Source organism: Roseivirga spongicola (genome assembly GCF_034376045.1).
Lineage (GTDB): Bacteria > Bacteroidota > Bacteroidia > Cytophagales > Cyclobacteriaceae > Roseivirga > Roseivirga spongicola.
In genome coordinates this window covers 3,986,338-4,007,115 of sequence record NZ_CP139724.1, presented here as the reverse complement: position 1 = coordinate 4,007,115, position 20,778 = coordinate 3,986,338, and the positions used below count along the sequence as shown (strand labels likewise).

The following is a 20,778-nucleotide window of genomic DNA, read 5'->3' as shown; positions in this document are numbered from 1 at the left end:
ACTAGTCTTAGCGTCTAAGACTTCTATGTTTGAATATAATCGGTCTGATTTTACTTGCTGGTGACAAGAGGCATAATTAGCATTCCATAGGGCTTTTACTAATTTCACGGAATGCAAGAGAGTTCGCAGCCTGCCATTCTTATAAAAGGTGCTAAAGCCAATAACCTAAAGGATATTTCGCTTAAAATTCCCCACAATCAACTGATTGTAGTCACGGGTATTTCAGGTTCGGGAAAGTCGAGTTTGGTCTTCGATATTATAGCCCAAGAAGGGCAGCGTAGGTACTTCGAAACCTTGCCTTCTTTCGCCCGAAAATTTATGGGCAAACTGAATCGTCCAGAAGTTGATGAAATTGAAGGGCTTTCTCCAGTAATTGCCATTGGTCAGCGCACAAGTGGCTCTCATGCTCGATCTACCGTAGGAACCCTTACCGATATACACGATCTACTCCGATTACTATTTGCCAGAACAGGAGAGACACAGCGAAATATAAAACCCACACGTTCACTATTTTCCTTCAATTCTTCTATCGGCAAATGCCCACGTTGCAACGGAATTGGCCAAGAAGAGCAAATTGATGTCAACAAGCTGGTCGCTTTTCCTGAGAAAACCATTAGAGAAGGCGCCCTGGCCACCACTTTGCCCAATGGCTACATTACGTATTCTCAGGTAACTATTGATGTACTCAATCAAGTTTGCGAAGCCGAGGGTTTTAGTGTTGATGTTCCTTGGAACGATCTCACCGATGCTCAACGCCATGTGATTCTTCACGGTAGTGACAAGATAAAAGTGCCTTTCGGTAAACACACCTTAGAATCGCGTTTACGGTGGACAGGCATGAAGGCTAAACCCAGGGAAGAAGGCTATTACAAAGGCATTCTTACCATCATGGCTGATATTTTGAAGCGCGATAGGAACCCGAACATTCTCCGATTTGTGAGCGCAGTTACTTGTCCTGAATGCCATGGGGCAAGACTCAATCAAGATGCGCTGAGTGTTCGGGTGCAAGACAAAAACATTGCAGAGGTTAGCCGTTTCGAATTGAATGAACTCAAAGCTTGGATAGAAGCAAACAATTGGAACGAAGTCGCCACCGAGATAGTACAAAGAATAAAAGCTCAAACCGATTTACTGGCAGATTTAGGGTTGGGGCACCTTACCTTAGACCGACCTTCGGCTTCGCTCAGAGCAAGTGAAATACAACGAATTCGCGTGGCCAATCAGATTTTAGTGCCGCTTAGCGATGTGCTTTACGTGTTCGATGAACCATCCATTGGTTTGCATTGGCACGAAAAGCAAAGAATGATTCATCACTTCAAAGAGTTGGTGCGCAAGGGCAATACTGTAATTGTGGTAGAGCATGATTTGGCCACCATTAAAAGTGCAGATCATATCATAGAAATAGGTCCTGAAGCGGGAGTGAATGGAGGAGAGCTCATCTTTAACGGAGCTTTGTCTGATTTTCTTCAACAAAAAGATTTGGCAGCAACGAGTCCTACTTTTAGAGCTTTACAAACGACAACTGATACGGTTTCTACACCAAAATCAACCGAAAAGAAAGCAGCGATAGAACTCATCGGTTGTTCTGAAAGAAACCTCAAAAATATTGATGTTAGCTTTCATCTGGGGCAACTCAATGTAGTGAGTGGCCGGTCGGGAGCAGGCAAGTCGAGCTTGGTGAAAGGTACTTTGCTCAAGGCGGTAGAGCAGCAGTTAGGTGTTTCGGTAGATGGGAAAGTGAAAGTTAACGAACATCGAAACCTAGAAGCCATCAATAAACTGATTTTTATCGATCATTCGCCCATCGGAAAAACGCCAAGAAGCAACCCTGCTACTTATTTGGGCTTGTCAGATTATATCCGCGATATATTTGCGCAGTTGCCAGAGTCGAAAGAAAGGAAATTTACCAAGTCGCGATTTTCATTCAACAATAAAGGTGGACGCTGTGAGACTTGTCAAGGGGCGGGAAAGATTCAGATCGGGATGCACTTTCTCGGTAATGTAGAGCTTGTTTGCGGAACCTGTAATGGTGATCGGTTTAACCAAGAAACGCTAGAGGTGAAGTACAAAGGCTTATCCATAGCCGATGTGTATAGATTGTCGGTGATTGACGCAGTGGCGTTCTTTTCAAAAGACAAAAAAGTACTTGCAGGACTTCAACTGTTAGAAGAAATGGGCTTGGGTTACCTTACTTTAGGTCAGTCTTCTTCCACCTTGTCTGGTGGCGAAGCCCAGCGAATTAAAATCGCCAATCAACTACAGAAAAAAGATACGGGCGATACGCTTTACGTAATCATAGAACCGAGCATTGGCCTGCACCACGATAACATCCATTCGCTCTTGCGTTTGTTCGAAAGAATCAAGCAAAAGGGAAACACCATTGTGTGTATTGAACAGAACGAGACGGTGATTGCCCACAGTGATTGGCACATTGAGTTAGGGCCAGAAAGTGGTCAAAAAGGTGGAACCATTCTTTACCAGGGAGTACCACAACAAAGCAGAACTAGGGTAAATGTTCAAAAGAGTCAAGCGTCAACCAAAAAGCTTTTAACGAACCAAATTTTCTTGGAAGGAGTAACAACTCATGGTCTTAAAAATGTAGATGTTCGGGTTCCTAAAAACAAGCTAACGGTAGTAACGGGTCTTTCTGGAAGTGGAAAATCATCGTTGGTTTACGACACGCTTTTTGCCGAGTCGAATGCCCGATTTACCGAATCACTTTCTACGTACCACAGAAGCTTTTTGCAGCAAAATAGCGAAGCAGAAATCAAATCGTTCAGTGGTTTGGGGCCAGCCATTGGCATTAACCGAAGAGGTGGCAGCCCATCTAAACGGTCTACGGTGGGAACACAATCTACCATTCACGATGCCTTTCGATTGCTGTACTCACGAATTGCCCAACATCAGGGAGAAGTATTCACGGCACAGCATTTCTCTTTCAATCATTATTTGGGAGCTTGCCCAGCTTGCGAAGGCATGGGAATTCAGCTGAAATGCGACCCTGAAGCAATTATTGTGAACCCACGTGATTCGGTTTTTGAAGGAGCTGTTTCAACCAACAAAGCTATTGCCTATTATGCCGATGTAGACGGTCAGTTTATGGCTACGTTGAAAGAAGTTGCGCACCAAAAGTCGTGGAATTTAGAGCAACCGTGGCAGGAACTCGATCCTGAAATTCAAGAAGCCATTCTATATGGAACGGGCAACCAAATTTGGGAAACCACTTGGCAGTACAAAACCAAAACAGGAGAGGGCCAGCAAGAAATTAAAGCCCCTTGGAAAGGCTTTTGCCGCTATATTGACGAAGAATATCAACGCAGGTTGCACAACAAAAAGTTGAGCGATTTTGAAAGTTTAATGCACGAAGTGACTTGCGCTACTTGCCAGGGTAGCCGACTGAAACCAGAGTTGTTAACTCCCACTTTCTTGGGCAAAAACATACACGAACTTTCATCACTGAGCATCAGTGAATGTTTGTCATTATTGGAAGAAACTTCAGCTTCTAATGATTCTACGGTATGGGCAATTGCTCAGGTGGTGTTGCCATCGGTGAAAGCATCGCTGCAAACGATGATCGATTTAGGGTTGGGTTACCTAAACCTCGACAGAGCAGTGAGCACCCTTTCGGGTGGTGAACGTCAGCGAGTAACACTTGCTGGTCAACTTTCTAAGCATCTTTTCGGGGTGATTTACGTGTTAGACGAACCGACTATTGGGTTAGATGAAGAACAAGTACTCATACTTTCAAAAGCGTTGAAAAAACTGGTGTCCAATGGCAATACTGTGGTGGTGGTAGAGCATGATCCTGTCTTCATTGGTCAGGCTGATTACTTGATTGAAATGGGACCTGAGGCTGGTCGAAATGGTGGCGAGCTCATTTATCAGGGAACGGTTGAAGGTGTAAGTAAAGTGAAAGAATCGGTAACAGCTCAACTTTTAAATGAACGAAGAGAGAACGTAAAGAAAAGTGAAAACTCGGCAGGGCAAGCTTTTGGGGTGAAAGGTGCTTTTGCGCACAATCTAAAGCAGATTAATGTGGACTTTTTCGCTGGGCAAATCACTGCGATTACAGGCGTATCGGGAAGTGGGAAATCGAGTTTGGTGAAAGAGGTACTTTATCGTTCTTGGGAAAAAGGAAAAGCAATTAATTGTTCGTCAGTATTTGGTTTAGAGCAATTTTCGGAGGTTTTGATGATTACTCAAGAAGGCTTGACTGTCAACAGATTAACTACTCCTGTTTCGTATACAGGAATCTTAGATGAGCTAAAAGCTATTTATGCCAAAACCGAATCGGCCAATGCGGGTGGGTGGAAACGAGCTGACTTTTCTTACCAGAGTAAGCGAGGTAAGTGCCCCACCTGTGCAGGTTATGGAATGCTCAAAACCACCATGGATTTTATGAGCGATATCTGGCTAACCTGCGATACTTGCCAAGGTACACGCTATAACCAAGAGATTTTAGAAGTCACCTTTCAAGGCAAGTCTATAGGTGAGGTTTTACAGCTAACAGTGCAAGAAGCGGTTGACTTTTTCCAGAGCAGTACCCTTGTAGGTAGCCTGAACATTTTGAAGAATGTGGGCTTAGGACATCTGATTTTGGGGCAGTCGGGTAATACTTTGTCGGGAGGTGAGTCGCAACGATTAAAGCTGGCCAACTCTATGATAATTGGCAAGAGCAAGAAAGGAGAGAAGGGCGCTACGCTTTACCTATTTGATGAACCAAGCACAGGATTACATTATTTCGATATTCTTCAACTAAATGAGGTGTTTCAGTTATTGATTGACCAAGGAGATACCATCATTTTCATTGAGCATAATAAAACCATGATTGCCTCTGCCGATAGAGTAATTAAACTTGGCCCAGCGAGCGGTGAACGAGGAGGAGAGTTGGTGTGATGGAATAATATAGGTGAAGAGTTCATTGGTGGCAACACCAACGAAGGTGCAGGGTAAACCGAAAAACGGAAAACAGTGTAGTAACCTAGCCACTCAACTTTTCACCATGACCACCTCGAGAGGCCTAAGAATTGAATTGGTGATTGGGTCTTAGAGGTCATTGCGAGGAGCAGAATGAACGTAGTGAAATTTTGGAACGTGGCAATCTGTCTGTTCTGAGCAGTAGATCTTCTAACAGAAAGATTGCTTCGCCATAAAACCTTGCCCCACCTCGAATTATCGGGGTCTCGGTGACACTGGTTTTAATTCTCGCGATGACGGTTTAAATGGGCTTTTTGTGGTTTATGATGATCAACTTCTGTCACAGTATCCAACGACCAATTTTCTATTGTCGAATGACTAATTCACTAATTCTCCTGATTTAACAACGACCAGTGTCTCGTAAGAGTAAAAGAATTTGAAAGCATGCAGCGAAAGCTTAGCTGTCTTGATGAGGTATGCTGAAGTAAAAGGTACTACCCTCATCAGGAATGGATTCTACCCCCAACTCACCATTATGTAATTCGACAATTTTCTTGCAATGGGCGAGTCCAATGCCCGTGCCTTCATAATTATCTTGATCGTGAAGTCTTTGAAAGACACCAAAGATTTTTTCTTGATGCTTTTCTGCTATACCTATGCCATTGTCTTTAATAAAGATTGTCCATCCGTTCTCCTCTTTAGCATATATTTCGATTTCAGGATTACGGCCAGGTTTGTTGAATTTCAATGCGTTACCAATTAAGTTCTGAAGAAGCATACGAAGTTCCGTTTCATAGCCCTTTATTGTGGGCAAATCACCAATCTTAATAGAGGCCTTAGTATCATTTATTCGCTCGGCTAGATCTTGTTGAATAATCTCAACTAGTTTCCCGAGGTCTACCATGGCCATTTCCTTTGTTTCTCCAATTCTACTAAAGTCTAGAATATCGGTGATCAATTTATCCATGCGCAAGGCAGCTTCAGAGATAAAGCCAAACATAGCTTTGGTTTGCTCGTCTAACTGGTTTTGATGCTGCCCTTTTAGAAGGTCGATAAAACTCGTGATTGTTCTGAGTGGAGCCTTTAAATCGTGCGAAACGATATACGCAAACTGATTAAGCTCCTTGTTTTTGAGCTGTAATTGGTTCTTGGTTTGTTCAAGTTCCGTTACGTTTCGGAGCATTACATACACATAATTGTCTGCAATGTGGTGTACAGAACACTCATAGGTACCAGCAACCATATGATTCGAGTATTCTACCAGACCCAAATTAATACTGCCTCCTTCCTTGGCTATTTTTCTATAAGTTTCAATCACAAAAAGTCCGCCTTCATGTTCATAGGCCTCTGGAGCTACTTCATGAATCTTCTTACCAAAAACTTCTTCCTTGGTTTTCCTCATCTCATAAAGCACCACCTTGTTCATAAAAACATAGCGTATGCTCTTGTTGTCATCAAGGTCTTCTACCCGAAAAACACCGATGCCTATGGGTAAGTCGTCAAGAGTCTTAAAAAGTATATCTGCACTTAAAAAATCGTTCATGAATTGAAGCGTTATAGCAATTGAAACTACATTAATTTATGGATAAACTAGCTTGAAATCAACTATTCAAACACTAGCTGCCAATTAAAAAAAGAACTTAGTGGAGATATCAGGATGAAGGCGGAGTAGATAATCGACTTCATCTAATTCTAGTTTATGACTAACTAATTCTCAACCAATCACATAGCAGTAATCAATAAATTCACTGGCAGACCTCTCCGACATGAGGCATCTGGGTGGTCGAGGAGGAAAGGTGAGGTCAGGGTGTTACACTGAGTGCTGATTAACTAATAACCATTTCCCGAGCACAGAGCACCAATTCCCAACTTTTGACTAATGACCATTGTCCAATGACAAATCAACCAGTCATTTTACGTCAATTGCCGTATTGAACCACTTTCTGCCTGAAGATAAGTTTGTGATGTACAAACCTTCATGCTTTTATGCATCTCAAAAACCAAACTTTTTTACTGCTATTTGCTTTGTTAGCAGCTTTTGCCTGCGATCCCAAAGAAGACATTGACCCTGCTATTGAGGCTGCAGGGAACATGAAATTTACGCAGTTAATGCCAACAACAGCCTATGCCACGGCATCGTCCATCATGGTCAGTCCGAATGAAAAGTACATGATCTTTTTTGGTGCACATAAGCCGTTCTACTCCAAAGATGGTGGACAAACGGTTGAAGAACTTTTCGTTTACGGTAATGCGGATAATACACCAATCAACATCAGCAATGATGGCCTCTTTGTTTATGGTGGAGGCGTTTACGATCTCGATAATATCCGTTCTGGTTCAGCAGCTATTCATTATGCCACTGGGGTAACTGATTCAGGCAAACTGGTCTACATTCAAAACGATGGTGCTAACGGCAAGACTTTCTTTATCGATGATAATGGAACCTATGTGAGTACTGGAGTTCGCTTGGAGATGGACGAAGACTTCTATCTCGGTACTTGGGGAGAGAAAATGGGCTTCTTCGATTGGAGAAATAAGGTCATCGCTGAATTCGATGTAAGCACGCAAACCTACACGCAGACCACCCTTGCGAATATGGATTATAAGCGACTTTATGGTTTGGGAAACAGTCGAAACAAAGTGAAAACGGCTTACAGCTACGGTTATTTCGCTTACGCCAAAGAAGGAGGTATTATCATCATCACTCCAGAAAAGGAAATCCGCTATTACGAGTACCCAGAAGACTATCGTATTTATCGAAATACCGAAGGAGGAATGAAGCTTTATAAAGATAAGGCCTATGTAAATATCTACGATCGCTGGGGGGAAAGTAAAATGCATTTGGCTACGGGCAATTCAATTGAGCCAGTAGACAATGTTTCGGCCATTGCATTCGGAGAAGAAAGTGTCTTCACCCAAGGCTTTTTAGAAGGCGGAGACCGTTTTAGGGGAGGAATCATAAAAACAGTAAACGGTCAGCAGGAATACTTGCCATTAGATATGGGTTACGAATACCCAGCTGGCTACATGTTTGGGAAAACATACCTGATTGGTGAATATGCTTATGCCGAAGACAAAGTATTCAATAGGAATAGCGAGGCATATGCAACTTCGCCTATCGGCAATATCACAAGCATATTGCATGATGAAGGCCGAACCATAGTTTATACAGCAACAGGAACTTACACCAGTTCCAATGGCAAGGACTGGAGCTTAGAATCTACCGATCCGCTAGCTCCTGAGTTAGTGACCAAGGGCGCTGATGGCGTTTACCATGCATTAACTGTTCAACCCAAAAGTTACCAGTCACCCGGTGGTGGCCCGATAACAAGATCTGTCGATATGACTGCCTATACTTCCAACGATGGCATCAACTGGACAGAAGTTTCTGGCTCTTCCACCAATAAGGCGGGGAGAGGTCCACGATTAATTGCCTCAGATGGTGTGGTATACATGCGAGACACCAACCCTGGAGTAAATAGTGTGGCTTACTTCAGCGAAGATTATGGTGTTACTTGGGTGTCATTTATCAATGGAGTGAATGCCCTAACAGGAGAAGATGTTCCTGAAGGATTCAAAACGGGTCACTATGAATTAAGCACTGGAAAGTTCGTGTCCATTGTATTTGAATTCGGTGGAGAAATGATGATTTCTGTTTGCGATTCTTCAACTAGCGGATGCACAGAACAAGTACTCGAAGTAAGCTTTGACGCTGCCGATATGCACACTCATGATGAGGAAATTACCCTCACGGCTAGCGATGAACTCGTGTTCAATACCCTAGAAGGAATTTACATTTCTAACCCCCTAAAATAAAACCATGCAACAATTACCATTAGAAGCGGCCGACATTAAAAAACTTAGGCTCAGGCTACTACCATTTTTTGCCTTTGCGGGCTTCTCAGGATTGATTTTTGCCTTTATTGGCTTCTCAGTTTTAGGGAATTTTAATGACCCAATGGCCTTTGATGATATTGCTGTTTATGTCTTTATCGGCTTTGGCGTCATTTTTTTTAGCGTGATCGGTTATATGATTTGGGCAGTTTTTGCTGACCTGAAAAGAGGGGTGAAACACCGCATCAGTGGCATGGTAACCAACAAAAGACTGAATGTACATCACAGCCAGACGCATCATCATAATACAAGCAGAAACCATAGCAGTAAAACTACCAGACACTACTATTTATATATAGATGATGAAGAGCATTCGGTAGATTTTAAGCACTATAATAAGGCTAAAGTGGGCATGCATATAGTGCTGGACAAGGCTCCAAAATCTAAGATGACTTTAGCTATGGAGCTTACCGGTCAGGAGGTGGTAGACCAAGAGGCGCACAAGCTGGAAGGCGAAACCAATGACAAGTTTCTTCAAACTACTTTTCCAGATGTAAAACTGACTCCGAAAGATGAAGAGGTGCTCAAGAACATTTTCAAAAGTCAGCAGAAGGCGCGTTATGTATGGTTGGTGCCTACTTTGATTATGTTAGTCACCTTCTTAGCCAATGGTTTGGAAGGTCTTTTGATTCTTTTCTTTCCAGTGGTAATCATTCCGGCTTATCAGTTATTCAAGATCATTCGGTCGTACAGAACCTACCAAATGAGTAAGCGCTATGGCTTTAAGCGTGGCATACCTACCATTATTGAAGACAAGACAACCTTCACTTCTAATCGTTCCAAAAGTGCTCAAAGACTGAAGACAACCATTGGCGTTATCACGGTAGAATCCGTTACTTTCGACCAGCTACAAGTAGGAGATAGGCTAGTGGTTTTTAAACCGCAATACGGCAAGCAACCCCTCAGTATTATGACCATGGATCAGCAGGAGTATTATTTGTACTAATGAGCTGGTTGATTCGTCATTTGTCAGTGGTCATTAGTTAGCGGTATGTAGAATAATGAGCTGTTGGAGTAGACTGAAAAGCCTTTTCAAACCGTCATTGCGAGAAATGAAACCTGTGCCCCCGAGACCCCGATACCTCGGGGCGGGGCAAGGTTTCATGACGAAGCAATCTATTCGTTAGAAGGCTTACTGCTCAGAATAGATGAGCCTGCCTGTCGCAGGGAAGTTGCCATGTAATAAGATTTCTTAAATGGCTAGTATCTATTTCAAACTATCCAGCTAGGTGGGGAGACGATTAAAGCCAGTATCTAAGCAGTCTGTAAGTCCGAATTCTTGGCTTGAGACCATATAGTAACCACGATGAGATTTATCACAAAGCTGACAATCATAGCCTTAAAATAATCGGTTTGATAATGATCGTAAATCATAAATACCATAATGCTGTAGAAAATGATTAGCCCTAAGACTGTTTCTATTAAGTGATTCTTGTAGCTAGAAACCAAGGTTGGTAAATACATGGATAGACCAGGTATTAAGACAAACCAAAACAGCAGCAGTGTAAAAATATTCCACCCGATGAGTAATGAGAATGGAACTAAAACTGCTGTCAGCCCGAGTGGTATAATTACTGTTCCTTTTAACTTGTCTTTTGATGTTTTGGTCATGCTTGCGGTCTTTACTGTAAAAAGCTTCTTCGGCTTTTAAGGTGCTAATGGCTAACAATATACGAAAAGTGATTGAGCCTTTGAATGGAAGATTTCTTTGGTAGCTCCGAAGAGTCGAGACTCACTTGAAATGACGGTTTAATAGGTTTCTACGGTTTACTGGCTTCTGTTTTCTGATTACCCTCGTTCCCTTCCCGAGGCATCGGGAGATATGGCAAAGAATGCATTTTTTGCACTAAGATTTATCCATCACCCAATTTCCAAATTCACCAATTCCCTGTGCACCGAGCACCGAGCACCGAGCACCAGTTGCCAATTGACCAATTGACCAATTCCCCAATCACCCAACTTTACGTCAATTGCCGTATTGAGCTGCACTATATCAGAAGCTAGGTTTGTAATAACAACTAGAGAAAATTCAAATTATGAGAAAGCTTCAATTATTACTCGTTTTAATAAGTTTCTTCAGCTTTTCGGCCTTAGGCCAAAGCATCAAATGTGTAAAGGGTGACTGTGAGAACGGATATGGATTTGCCACCATGCACGATGCCAGCGGACAGGAATATGGCTACCAGGTAGGCTACTATAAAGAGGGAAAGCTAAACGGTGTAGCCAACCAAACCGGAACTTTCGGCAAGTTTTGGGGAACATTTAAAGACGGAAAAAGACACGGTTTCTTCAGCTATGAAAGCGATGGCAACCTCTACGCCTTCGGTCAGTTTATTGACGGAAAGAAAGAAGGCTTACATGTTATCCGTACACAACAAGGCTACGATTACAAAGACTATAAAAACGATGCTCACGTGAGCAATAGTCCGCTGCCAAGCACAGCTACAGCTCCTTGTGTTTTGGGTAATTGTAATGATGGAAGGGGAGTGAAAATCAACGGTAACGATGCGGTTTACAGCTCATGGAAGAGTGGTAAAATGAACGGCATGACCATGCAATTTCTACCTTCTCAGAGCAAAATTATCTTTTCAGAATACACAGAAGGCACACTCAATGGATCGCACATGATCTGGCATTTCGACAAGTCAGCTGAGATTATGCAGATGAAGGATGGCCAAAAAGATGGTGAGTACTTGAAGAGGAAAACTGACAGCACACACGAAGCAGCAATTTATAAGGCAGGTGTTTTAAGCACTTCATTCTAAAACATGAATATGAAGCGTCTATCCCTGATTTTCGCCCTGACATTCGTTTGCTTTTTGAGTAAGGCTCAGGTCAGTATTCCACCTGCCAAAATGGAAAACCACCCTGATTATGCAGCTTATCAGCGAGCAAAACAGGGTAAAGATCATAATGCCGCATTGCGTGCCGCAGCCAACTTGATTGAAACCTATCCGGGTAATTCCGTGGCTTTACAATTGGCTGCAGCATCGTTTTATGACATCAATAAGCCCCAAGATGCCGCAGATTTTGTGCAATGGTCGGTGGCATACAATAGCTACGATAACGTTTCGAGCTTCTATGGTTTCATTTTCTCGGTGTTCGCAAATCGTCCTCAGGAGGTTCAGCAGTATGTGCGCACCATGCAGAATGTGGGCAAAGCAGCAGCAGATATGCAACGCGATTACCAAAGCATGAGCGGATATCTCAACTCATTAGCCAACTATCCTGATTTATCTACCACAGTTCAAAAGGCGAAAGGGTATTTAGCAAATTACAATGAAGAGGGGGTGAAGCGAGCGAAAGCAGCTTATGAGAACTTGGCTTCAACGCTTGGCGCGTCCTACGATGGGATTGCCAATAACGAAACGGCTGCTCAGACTTTAGCCGATTGGGTAAAGGCCGAAGAGGCGGTAAAACAAGGCCTCATTTCTCGAATGATGTATGTTGAGGCGCTGGTGAACATTGCCAAGATATCAGAGACGGTCAATTTTGAGTTCGGTCAGAAGTTGGAGCCATATTTGGAGAAGATCGTTTTCGACCAAACCAACTACAATCTCGCTTCCAGATACAGAGCTTATGAGCGATTGGCTAGGGTGCAATCGGCTATGAAACGCTGGGATAAAGTCGAAGCTTCTTCGAACCTTATTCTTTCCGATTTGAGTGGAAAATTACCATCGACAGCAACGCTTGCCAAAGCCTACTTCTACTTGGTAATGGCTAAAACCGAAAGTAGAAATTACAAAGATGCGGCTGCTTTGGCCGATTCATACGCTAGTCAATTGCCTAAGTTGAAATCGCCAGAATATATAGCCGAAGCCTATTATGTGATCTTACGCGCCTATGCTTTCAACAAGGAAATAGACAAAGCTCGAGCCATGGCCCAAAGAGCTGAAAACTTCCTAAAAACTCCGGGAATTGAACAAATGAACTATGTCTCTTATGTAAAGAATGGACTTTCCAGCATAGCCAATTTAGTGGATAATGAAACGGTGGCTTCAACCGGAAATGCCTACAACGATGGTGTTCAATTGATGGAGCAAAAGAAGTATGCTGAATCGGCTATTCAGTTTGAAAAGGCTAGGGCAGAAGAGGTTGCGATATTAGATAAAATGGATCCGCTAGAACAGCGTGGTTACTTGGATAAATTCCAACGCATCAATGGATTTCTGGCAGGAGCTTACTACGAAACCAAGCAGTTCGATAAGATCTACGATGTTATTGAATCGAACCGAGCTTATGCTTTGTTGAATGACAAACGAAGCGATAAGAAGCAGTTGTCACTTAAAGAGTTACAGACTGTTTTAGGTGAAGGTGAAGCTTATTTGTCGTTTATCGATGTTTCGAAGGGCACCACTTATGAAGGAACATACCTGATGTGTTTGGTCACCAAAAATAATGTGGTGGTGAAGTACAATCGTTCGGCAGGTGCCTTTTCAGATTTGCTCACTAGCCAAAAGGCTCAGTTGATTGAACTGGAAAAAGAACAGGCCAAAATGGAGTTCAGGAAGGAGAATCTAGATTATCTGAACGGAGCAAAAGCACGTGTAACAAACACTTTTGCCAAAGGCGAATTCAAACTGATAACTCAGTATTTGCGCAAGCATATGGAAGCCAAAGTGGTTGAAGGTAAGTATGTTTTCTATCAGAAGGAGAACCTGCCAGACTTACTTAACCGATTTTATCACACTTTTATCAGTGGGTTGGATGTAGAGCTATTCACAGTAGACAAACTGACAATCAGTCCAGAAGGGTTGATTGGCACCATTCCATTCGATGCCCTGACAGATGACAATGGCCAATATTTGGCTGAACGTTTCGAGATTGGCTACATTCCGAATGCGGCCATGTTGCACACGCTACGTACCCAACCGAAAAGGACTTATGCCATGAATGTGTTGGGCTTTGGTGGTGCTACTTATGATTTACATTCGGCACAAAAAGCGCCTTTGGCTTCCCTGGGTGATCTTGAAAAACTCCGATACAGAGTACGTGAAGACTTAAAGAACAACAAGCCGCTCGACTATGCCTTTGCTACTTTTCAAAGCGATGAACCAATGTCTTACCTGGAAGGTGGACGCAAAGAAGTTGCTGTTATTCAGGAAATTGTCCCGAAAACCGATACGCGTATGGATGCCATGATGACTGAAAATGAGCTGAAGCGAATGAGTGTTGCAGGTGAATTGGCTAAATATCGCGCGGTGCACCTTTCAAGTCATGCCAGTGTGCATCCTTATGTCTTCGACCTGAGTAGCATAGCCATGACAGTGAAGTCAAGTCCGGTGAATGGCGAAGATGGCATGCTAGTAGTAGGAGAGTTAGAGAAACTGAATCTGCCGGTCGACTTTGTAATGCTCAGTGCCTGTCAAACTGCTTTGGGAGTAGAGTCTCCTGGCGATGGCATCAAAGGCTTGAATCAGGCACTGTTGAATGCTGGGGCTAACAGTACGCTCACTTCCTTATGGAGTGTGAGTGACAGCGGAACCATGTTATTGACTATTCACCTTTATAACCGAGTTTTCAATGGAAACATGAGCACTTCAGCTGCTATTACCGATGTAAAAAGAAGCTTCATTAAAGGCGAGTTCGAAGGTCATACACATCCGTATTTCTGGGCACCGTTTATTTATACGGGGTATTAAACCTCGTCATTCAGAAGAAGGGCATTTCGATTGAAATGAGAAATGTACGACTGAAGAATCTCCAAGAGTGTGGCACTCATTTCAGGAGATTCTTCGGTCGTTTATTCGCCTAGGGCTCACTTACTTCCTCAGAATGACGCTCATGATGCTGTGTTTGTCACCGTCATTGCGAGAAATGAAACCTGTGGAACAAGGTTTCATGACGAAGCAATCTGTCCGTTAGGAGGTCTACTGCCCTGAACCGACAGACCTGCCTGCCGCAGGCAAGTTGCCGCGTTACAAAATTTCACTGCGTTCATTTTGCGCCCTGCCTGCGGCAGGCAGGCTCGCAATGACGTCTAAAACCCAATTCACCAATCACCCTCAATCCCTAAAGGGATGCCACAAGAATCAATTTTCGATACGAAACACTATCCATCACCCTTTAGGGCTGGGGTAGAAACTGAATTCATTACACCAATCAACCAATTCACCTCTTAGACCTCTCCGCTCAGGGTGAAAAGGAGAGTGACAAGGGTAATACACCGTTTTCTGCCCCGAAGTCTCGGGGTCCGATATACTGATAACTATTCCCCATTTCCCCAATTCCCCATTTCCCCAATGTCCATTGACTAATGACCAATTCACTAATTCCCTGCTTCCCTGAAGCATTTACGTCAATTGCCCTATGGAACGGCACTGAATCGCAATAGATATTTGAACATGCAAATTCACAGAAACATGAAAATTCTTTTGTTCAGTTCGCTACTGCTTTTCAGTCTGAGTATTAAGGCGCAAAACATCGATAGTTTAACCACTTTGGCCAGCAATGGCAATGTTGAGGCTCAGTTAAGTCTTCTGGATTATTACATGGGGCAAAACAATCGCGCCAAGGCATTTGAATATTTACAAGCAGCTGCTGCTAATAATCACGCACCTTCTCAATATACTATGGGAATTGTGAGTCAGCAGCAAGGAGACAGCGCAGCAGCACTTAAGTTTTTGCGAGCCTCTGCTGGGCAAGATTATTTACCGGCCAAACATGATTTGGGAGTTTTCTATATGAATGGCTGGGGTGTTGAGCCTTCTATGGAAGAGGCACTCAAGCTATTTAAAGAGGCTGCCGATAAAGGTTATGCCGATAGCCAGAACAACATGGGGAATATCTACACGAATGGAGCGGGAGTAGAGCAAGATTATGTGGAAGCAAAGAGATACTATGAGCTTGCTTCAGATCAAGGTTTGCCTTTGGCTCAGTTCAATTTGGGCGCTCTGTATATGGAAGGAAAAGGAGTAGAAAAGAACATGTCGAAGGCCGTTGAATTATTTACACTGGCAGGAGGACAAGGACACTTGGAGTCTCAGAAAAACCTTGGTGTGATCTATAAAATCGGAATGGGAGTAGAGGTAGATCTCGCCAAAGCACAATACTGGTTCGGTTTGGCAGGTAAGCAAGGCGATCAGGATGCTATGCGAGCATTTCTAGAACTGAATAAAGGCGGTGGCCAATAACACACAGCAAGCATAATATGTCAGGTTTATTCTCTAGGTTGATTGTAATTGCAGGGTTCTTCGCTCTGCTTTTACTTTTTCTTTATGTTCAGTTTTCCGAAAACAGGAGAATGAAGATATTGAAAGCAATTCCAGCATTCACCACTGTTTTAGCCGTTTGGGGACTCTGCACCAGTTGGTTTTGGTTTTACCTTTTCAACCTGTATCTAAGTTTACCAGCACTGGTATTAGCCATTGTGTTAAATGCCTATTCAACCTATAAGGCACTTAATCCTAAGCTAGTCCGTACTAACTCTATTCTTATTTTGTCTGCTTTTGTCCTTGGCGCTCTGAGCTTTGTGTATTTTGATGTTTAGGTCGGAGGTCAATTGTGCAGTCTCGGTAACCGTCATTGCGAGAAATAAAACCTGTGCCCCCAAGACCCCGATACCTCGGGGCGGGGCTAGGTTTAATGACGAAGCAATCTGTCTGTTAGTAGATCTACTGCCGAGAACTGAGAGATTGCCGCGTTACAAAATTTCACTGCGTTCATTTTGCGCCTCGCAATGACGTCTAAAACCCATTCCAATCACCCTCAATCCCTAAAGGGATACCAAAGAATCCAATTTCATGAACCTAGATTTATTCCTTCACCCTTTAGGGCAGGGGTTAAAGCTAACTTCCCCGTGCACTGAGCACCAACTACCAATTCCACCAATTTCCTAAACTACCCTCAATCCCTAAAGGGATGCCACAAGAATCAATTTTCGATACGAAACACTATCCATCACCCTTTAGGGCTGGGGTAGAAACTGAATTCATTACACCAATGACCAATCAACCAATTCACCTCTTAGGCCTCTCCACTCCGGTCGAGGTGAAAACGTAAGTTGCTAGGTATTGCACAGGCCAAAAGCCTTCCCACTCGGGGGAAGGTTTGGATGGGGGCTTTGAGATTAACTGATAACCATTACCCGTGCACTGAGCACCAACTACCAATCCACTATTTCCCCAATTTCCCTGCTTCCCCGAAGCATTTACGTCATTTGCCCTATTTACTCCCGCCTTTGGTCTGAGCAACTTTGAAGTGACTAAAGACCCTTTTTCATGAAGAACAGGAAACGACTCAAACAATCGACTCAAACAGCTTTTGGTGTGGCCATGCTCATGCTAATGAGTTTCAATCTTTCGGCACAAGCAATTGTAGAGGGAGGACTTTTTCAGCGTTACTATAACATGAACCAGAAAAAGTTAGAGGAGATGAAGGAACTCAAAAGACTAGCCTGGTCAGAATACAGTAAGTTGGTGGATGTCTCCCTAGTAAAAGCAGAAGGCGAATATCTGGCTGCACAGAGGAGCAAAAAGAAGTACGATGAACTCACCTTCACCTTAGACGGTAGAAAGCTGGTAACCTCGGGCAAAGTATATTTTAGCAAGAGCACGGTTGAGCGCAATGGATATTACGTGCCTAAAATAGGTGGTGTATCCATAGTGCCGAACTCAGATATACGCTATCAGGGTAGTGGTAAATTGTTCGCGAGTATAGAAGATATCGAAGGCAGTATCATCAAATCTTCAGGCAATCTATACAACGAAGATGGTAGCGTTTTTTATAGCGAAGAGCTAGACGAAACCGGCCAATACATTTACCGGACGGCTATAAAACCAAATGGCGACTACGACTTTATGTTGTACTCACCCAATGGTTCGCAAAGAGACAAAGCCGATAAATTTGGGGTCTATAGCCCTAATATGGTTTATCCATTTAGTGCCGGTGGTACCCAGTATATTTCGCCAGAGGCCAGAGAAATTTCACTGATCAATTTTGAGAATGGAGATAAGTACATCGGCTTCTCTACTGCCGGAACTTATGACACGCGAGGCTCAGGTACTTTTACTGGCTTTATGCCCACACTTTTTATGGAATATGGCAACGGAGGCGTGTTCTTTCTAGAGCGACCATGGGCAGAACAACCTTATGCATGGGCTTTGGTGGTAGATGGTGAAGTGGAAATGACTATTCCTGCCGACATATCTGAAAAGCCGCAAGTCGATAGTCTGCTGAATAACCTGGATGTGAATATGTCCTACTATCCGTACCCCACCTATATGTTGGATGAGAAGGAGAAAAAGGATGCCATTTGGTGGCCAACCATGTCGGGACAAATGCTCAGTAAAGACACCGCCAATCTCAATGGTTATGGTATCAAGTTTTATACGGCCGATTCTGCTTTTAGAGGAGATCATTCCTATCTGGAAGTCGGCACATTCCAAAATGGAAAATTGCATGGAATGGGGTATAGGGTGAACATTACCCGACTCTATAACAACAAGTTTTCAAGCCGACCGAAAAACGAAACCGAAGACTATGATGCTTTTGCTGCTCGTGTAAAAGGTGCTGCTGGGGTTTTTAACAATGGTGAACTGGTAGATGGTCGCGTACTGGATATTGATAACGCCCGCAAAACCTATAAAAATGGTAATCGCTGGAAGCACATTCCGGTTGAAGGTTTTGCCTCTATTGGCAATGTGCCACTTAGCTTTAAAGGAAGTCTTTATTATGGCGATATGCCTTACACCGATTTGCCGAAGGACAAGGCCAATATCTATGTAGCCGAAATCCAGCGCATAATAAAGGTGCTGGAAATTGACACCACCAGAAAGGCCCTTAAAGTAATGGGCGACTATGACGAACCCGTTTGGCTCGATGAAAACTCCGGACCGCTTTATTGGCTTTACTCCGCCAAAACAGCTACTACAAGCTTTTGCCCAAGAACGATTACCCGAAAGAAGTTTAAGGAGATTAATGTAAAGAAATCTATACCGCGCAATACCACCACCGTGCGAAAGGTAAACGGAGCGATAGTAGATTATTACTACACCACCCGCAAGAGCGACCCGATAGAATATACTGTAAAAGAAACCGTGTTAGACGGCTATGAAACCGTAACCTGTCCGGTTTGCCATGGCGAAGGAATTGTAAGCGTAAAAGCCCTTGCAAGCCAGTATAAACAGCTGGTGTTTCATTGATAAGATAAATAGTAGTCTTTAGTTGAGTCTCAGGTTAGTCACCTGTTTAGTTGAGAAAGCAGCACATACGGTGCTGCTTTTTTTGTTGATGCATTGAATTATTAATGAATCTTCCAAATAACTTTTTTCGTTTAGTTTTTCTTTACTCAATTGGTTCAACGTCTACAGCTACATCGTCACCTTTATCGTTTTTTTGGATATTATAGGTGACCTTATCACCAACAGATAAATCATTAAAGTCAATACCATTAACAGATTGATAATGAAAGAAAAGGTTATTAGGAGGTCTTTTGATAAAGCCATAACCATTTTGGATATTCATTATTTCGCCAATATCTCCTTCACTGTCATTATTGCTGTCTACCTCAGACTTATGTGTTGATGGAATTGCCTTAGCTTTTCTTTCAACCTTCTTTTGTTGTGGCAAGAAAAGATTGTTTACTGCAAATGAGTCTCTTGCAACTCTATTGTCAATTTCTTCATGCATAGCAATTGGATAGGTTACAACTTCCAATAAGTCTTGTGAAGTTCGAGTCACTCTTTCATTCCCGTAATCATCTGTATAATCGAAGTCCCAAGACATTAGCATTACCCTTGTTCCGAGTGTATTAAGTTTTCTTATTAATGGAGTATAGTCTCCGTCAGATGCAACTAACACTAAAACATTAAATCTTTTATAATAAGCTAACTCAAATGCTTCTAAAGCCAACCAAACATCAATTCCTTTTTCATGCTTTTGTCCTGATTGGGATGTCTTTACTGGCAAATAATGGGTTGTGATTCCCTCCTTCATTAAAACATCATCAAAAAGTCTGTCGTAATAGAGAGAGTTTGATTTTTCAGATGCATCTTTTGCATTTAGCCTGCCACGGAAATAATGTGAATCAACTATTTGACAATGTCTATAACCACTTGAATCTCCCTCTACTTCTGCAACTTTATGTCTAATGTAGTCATGAAGTCCTGAGACACTGATTCTTGCTTTGCGCTTGTGAACATATGCGTAATAGTTACTTACATGAAGAAAATAATTCCCATCATAAAAGACTCCAATTCGGGTCAGTTTATTGTTCTTGTCTGTATTCATTATTCATTATTTAATGTCTTTATAATTTAGCCTAACGCGGTGTGCCGCGCACTATTTGAGTTTTGAGAAAAGCACAGGAGTTTAAAAAGTACGTGTGTGTTTTTCTTGCTGGAAGAAAAGAATTTAAAAGAATAATTACAAGGGGTATTATGCTGAGAGGTAGCATTAGTCGTCCGACCAATTGTCCTCAACACTGCCCAGAGTTTCGGTCTCAGCCGTCCTTACCAGTCATTGGTCTGACGACTTGGTTGTTTGGTTGCTTCGGGTGAGAGGGTAGGAGCAAGGTCGCGGGGGATTCTTCGGTCATTCCTCCCTCTGAATGACGCGGTATATTTAGCTTTTTCGGTATCCGTCATTGCGAGAAATAAAGCCTGTGCTAACAAGGTTTTATGACGAAGCAATCTGTCTGCATAGAGGACTACTGCTCAGAATAGGCAGATTGCCGCGTTACAAAATTCCACTGCGTTCATTTTGTGCCTCGCAATGACGAGAAAGATACGGTTTCTTGCTTCTAATCATCCTCAATTCCTTCCCGAGGCATCGGGAGGGATGCCAAAGAATTCAATTTTATGAACCAAGCTTTATTCCTTCACCCTTTAGGGCTGGGGTAGAGGCAGAATTCTTTTCCAAATACTTATTGACCCATCGATTAACGAATCCACTAATAACCCTTTCCTGAGCACCGAGCACCAGTTCCCTAATCAACTAGTTGCCAAATTCCCCAAATTCGCAGTTTCC

At 42.9% G+C, this 20,778-nt stretch carries 11 protein-coding genes; 8 read left to right on the top strand and 3 right to left on the bottom strand.

Annotated features, from left to right (window positions below):
• Window positions 1-111 precede the first annotated feature (111 nt).
• The gene (locus T7867_RS17570) at window positions 112-4,896 is read left to right on the top strand and encodes an excinuclease ABC subunit UvrA (RefSeq protein ID WP_068221482.1); all 4,785 of its coding nucleotides are present in this window, start codon (window positions 112-114) and stop codon (window positions 4,894-4,896) included.
• 478 nt (window positions 4,897-5,374) lie between these two features.
• Here T7867_RS17570 and T7867_RS17565 read toward each other — a convergent pair whose 3' ends face one another.
• A complete protein-coding gene (locus T7867_RS17565; RefSeq protein ID WP_068221484.1) occupies window positions 5,375-6,460 on the bottom strand; it encodes a sensor histidine kinase in 1,086 nt (361 codons plus the stop codon).
• 443 nt (window positions 6,461-6,903) lie between these two features.
• Here T7867_RS17565 and T7867_RS17560 point away from each other — a divergent pair, with 443 nt between their 5' ends.
• Entirely contained in the window at window positions 6,904-8,733 is a 1,830-nt protein-coding gene (locus T7867_RS17560) for a hypothetical protein (RefSeq protein WP_068221486.1), read from the top strand.
• Between the two features lie 4 nt (window positions 8,734-8,737).
• Window positions 8,738-9,757 carry a hypothetical protein gene (locus T7867_RS17555; protein ID WP_068221488.1) on the top strand — a complete coding sequence of 340 codons (1,020 nt, stop codon included), beginning with the start codon at window positions 8,738-8,740 and terminating at the stop codon, window positions 9,755-9,757.
• A gap of 308 nt (window positions 9,758-10,065) precedes the next feature.
• Here the strand turns inward: T7867_RS17555 and T7867_RS17550 are convergent, their stop codons facing one another.
• Complete coding sequence (locus T7867_RS17550; RefSeq protein ID WP_157717634.1) at window positions 10,066-10,422, bottom strand: hypothetical protein; 357 nt, start codon at window positions 10,420-10,422, stop codon at window positions 10,066-10,068.
• A gap of 425 nt (window positions 10,423-10,847) precedes the next feature.
• On the opposite strand from T7867_RS17550, the gene T7867_RS17545 reads away from it, so the two are divergent.
• From T7867_RS17545 to T7867_RS17525, 5 genes are all read left to right on the top strand, one after another.
• Complete coding sequence (locus T7867_RS17545) at window positions 10,848-11,576, top strand: MORN repeat-containing protein (RefSeq protein WP_068221495.1); 729 nt, start codon at window positions 10,848-10,850, stop codon at window positions 11,574-11,576.
• A gap of 9 nt (window positions 11,577-11,585) precedes the next feature.
• Window positions 11,586-14,453, top strand: a complete 2,868-nt coding sequence (locus tag T7867_RS17540) for a CHAT domain-containing protein (RefSeq protein ID WP_157717635.1) — start codon at window positions 11,586-11,588, stop codon at window positions 14,451-14,453.
• A 720-nt stretch (window positions 14,454-15,173) separates the two neighbouring features.
• Entirely contained in the window at window positions 15,174-15,944 is a 771-nt protein-coding gene (locus T7867_RS17535) for a tetratricopeptide repeat protein (protein WP_221405997.1), read from the top strand.
• A gap of 17 nt (window positions 15,945-15,961) precedes the next feature.
• On the top strand, window positions 15,962-16,300 hold the full coding sequence (locus T7867_RS17530; protein WP_157717636.1) for a hypothetical protein: 339 nt from the start codon (window positions 15,962-15,964) through the stop codon (window positions 16,298-16,300).
• Window positions 16,301-17,030: 730 nt separating this feature from the next.
• Window positions 17,031-18,953, top strand: a complete 1,923-nt coding sequence (locus T7867_RS17525) for a hypothetical protein (RefSeq protein ID WP_068221507.1) — start codon at window positions 17,031-17,033, stop codon at window positions 18,951-18,953.
• Window positions 18,954-19,095: 142 nt separating this feature from the next.
• Here T7867_RS17525 and T7867_RS17520 read toward each other — a convergent pair whose 3' ends face one another.
• Window positions 19,096-20,040 (bottom strand): NYN domain-containing protein, encoded by a 945-nt coding sequence (locus T7867_RS17520; RefSeq protein WP_068221509.1) that lies wholly within the window; start codon window positions 20,038-20,040, stop codon window positions 19,096-19,098.
• Window positions 20,041-20,778 lie beyond the last annotated feature (738 nt).

Bases quoted from the DNA above. Each gene is read 5' to 3' on its own strand.
- T7867_RS17570 (WP_068221482.1), top strand. From the start codon at position 112: ATGCAAGAGAGTTCGCAGCCTGCCATTCTTATAAAAGGTGCTAAAGCC.
- T7867_RS17565 (WP_068221484.1), bottom strand. From the start codon at position 6,460: ATGAACGATTTTTTAAGTGCAGATATACTTTTTAAGACTCTTGACGAC.
- T7867_RS17560 (WP_068221486.1), top strand. From the start codon at position 6,904: ATGCATCTCAAAAACCAAACTTTTTTACTGCTATTTGCTTTGTTAGCA.
- T7867_RS17555 (WP_068221488.1), top strand. From the start codon at position 8,738: ATGCAACAATTACCATTAGAAGCGGCCGACATTAAAAAACTTAGGCTC.
- T7867_RS17550 (WP_157717634.1), bottom strand. From the start codon at position 10,422: ATGACCAAAACATCAAAAGACAAGTTAAAAGGAACAGTAATTATACCA.
- T7867_RS17545 (WP_068221495.1), top strand. From the start codon at position 10,848: ATGAGAAAGCTTCAATTATTACTCGTTTTAATAAGTTTCTTCAGCTTT.
- T7867_RS17540 (WP_157717635.1), top strand. From the start codon at position 11,586: ATGAAGCGTCTATCCCTGATTTTCGCCCTGACATTCGTTTGCTTTTTG.
- T7867_RS17535 (WP_221405997.1), top strand. From the start codon at position 15,174: ATGAAAATTCTTTTGTTCAGTTCGCTACTGCTTTTCAGTCTGAGTATT.
- T7867_RS17530 (WP_157717636.1), top strand. From the start codon at position 15,962: ATGTCAGGTTTATTCTCTAGGTTGATTGTAATTGCAGGGTTCTTCGCT.
- T7867_RS17525 (WP_068221507.1), top strand. From the start codon at position 17,031: ATGAAGAACAGGAAACGACTCAAACAATCGACTCAAACAGCTTTTGGT.
- T7867_RS17520 (WP_068221509.1), bottom strand. From the start codon at position 20,040: ATGAATACAGACAAGAACAATAAACTGACCCGAATTGGAGTCTTTTAT.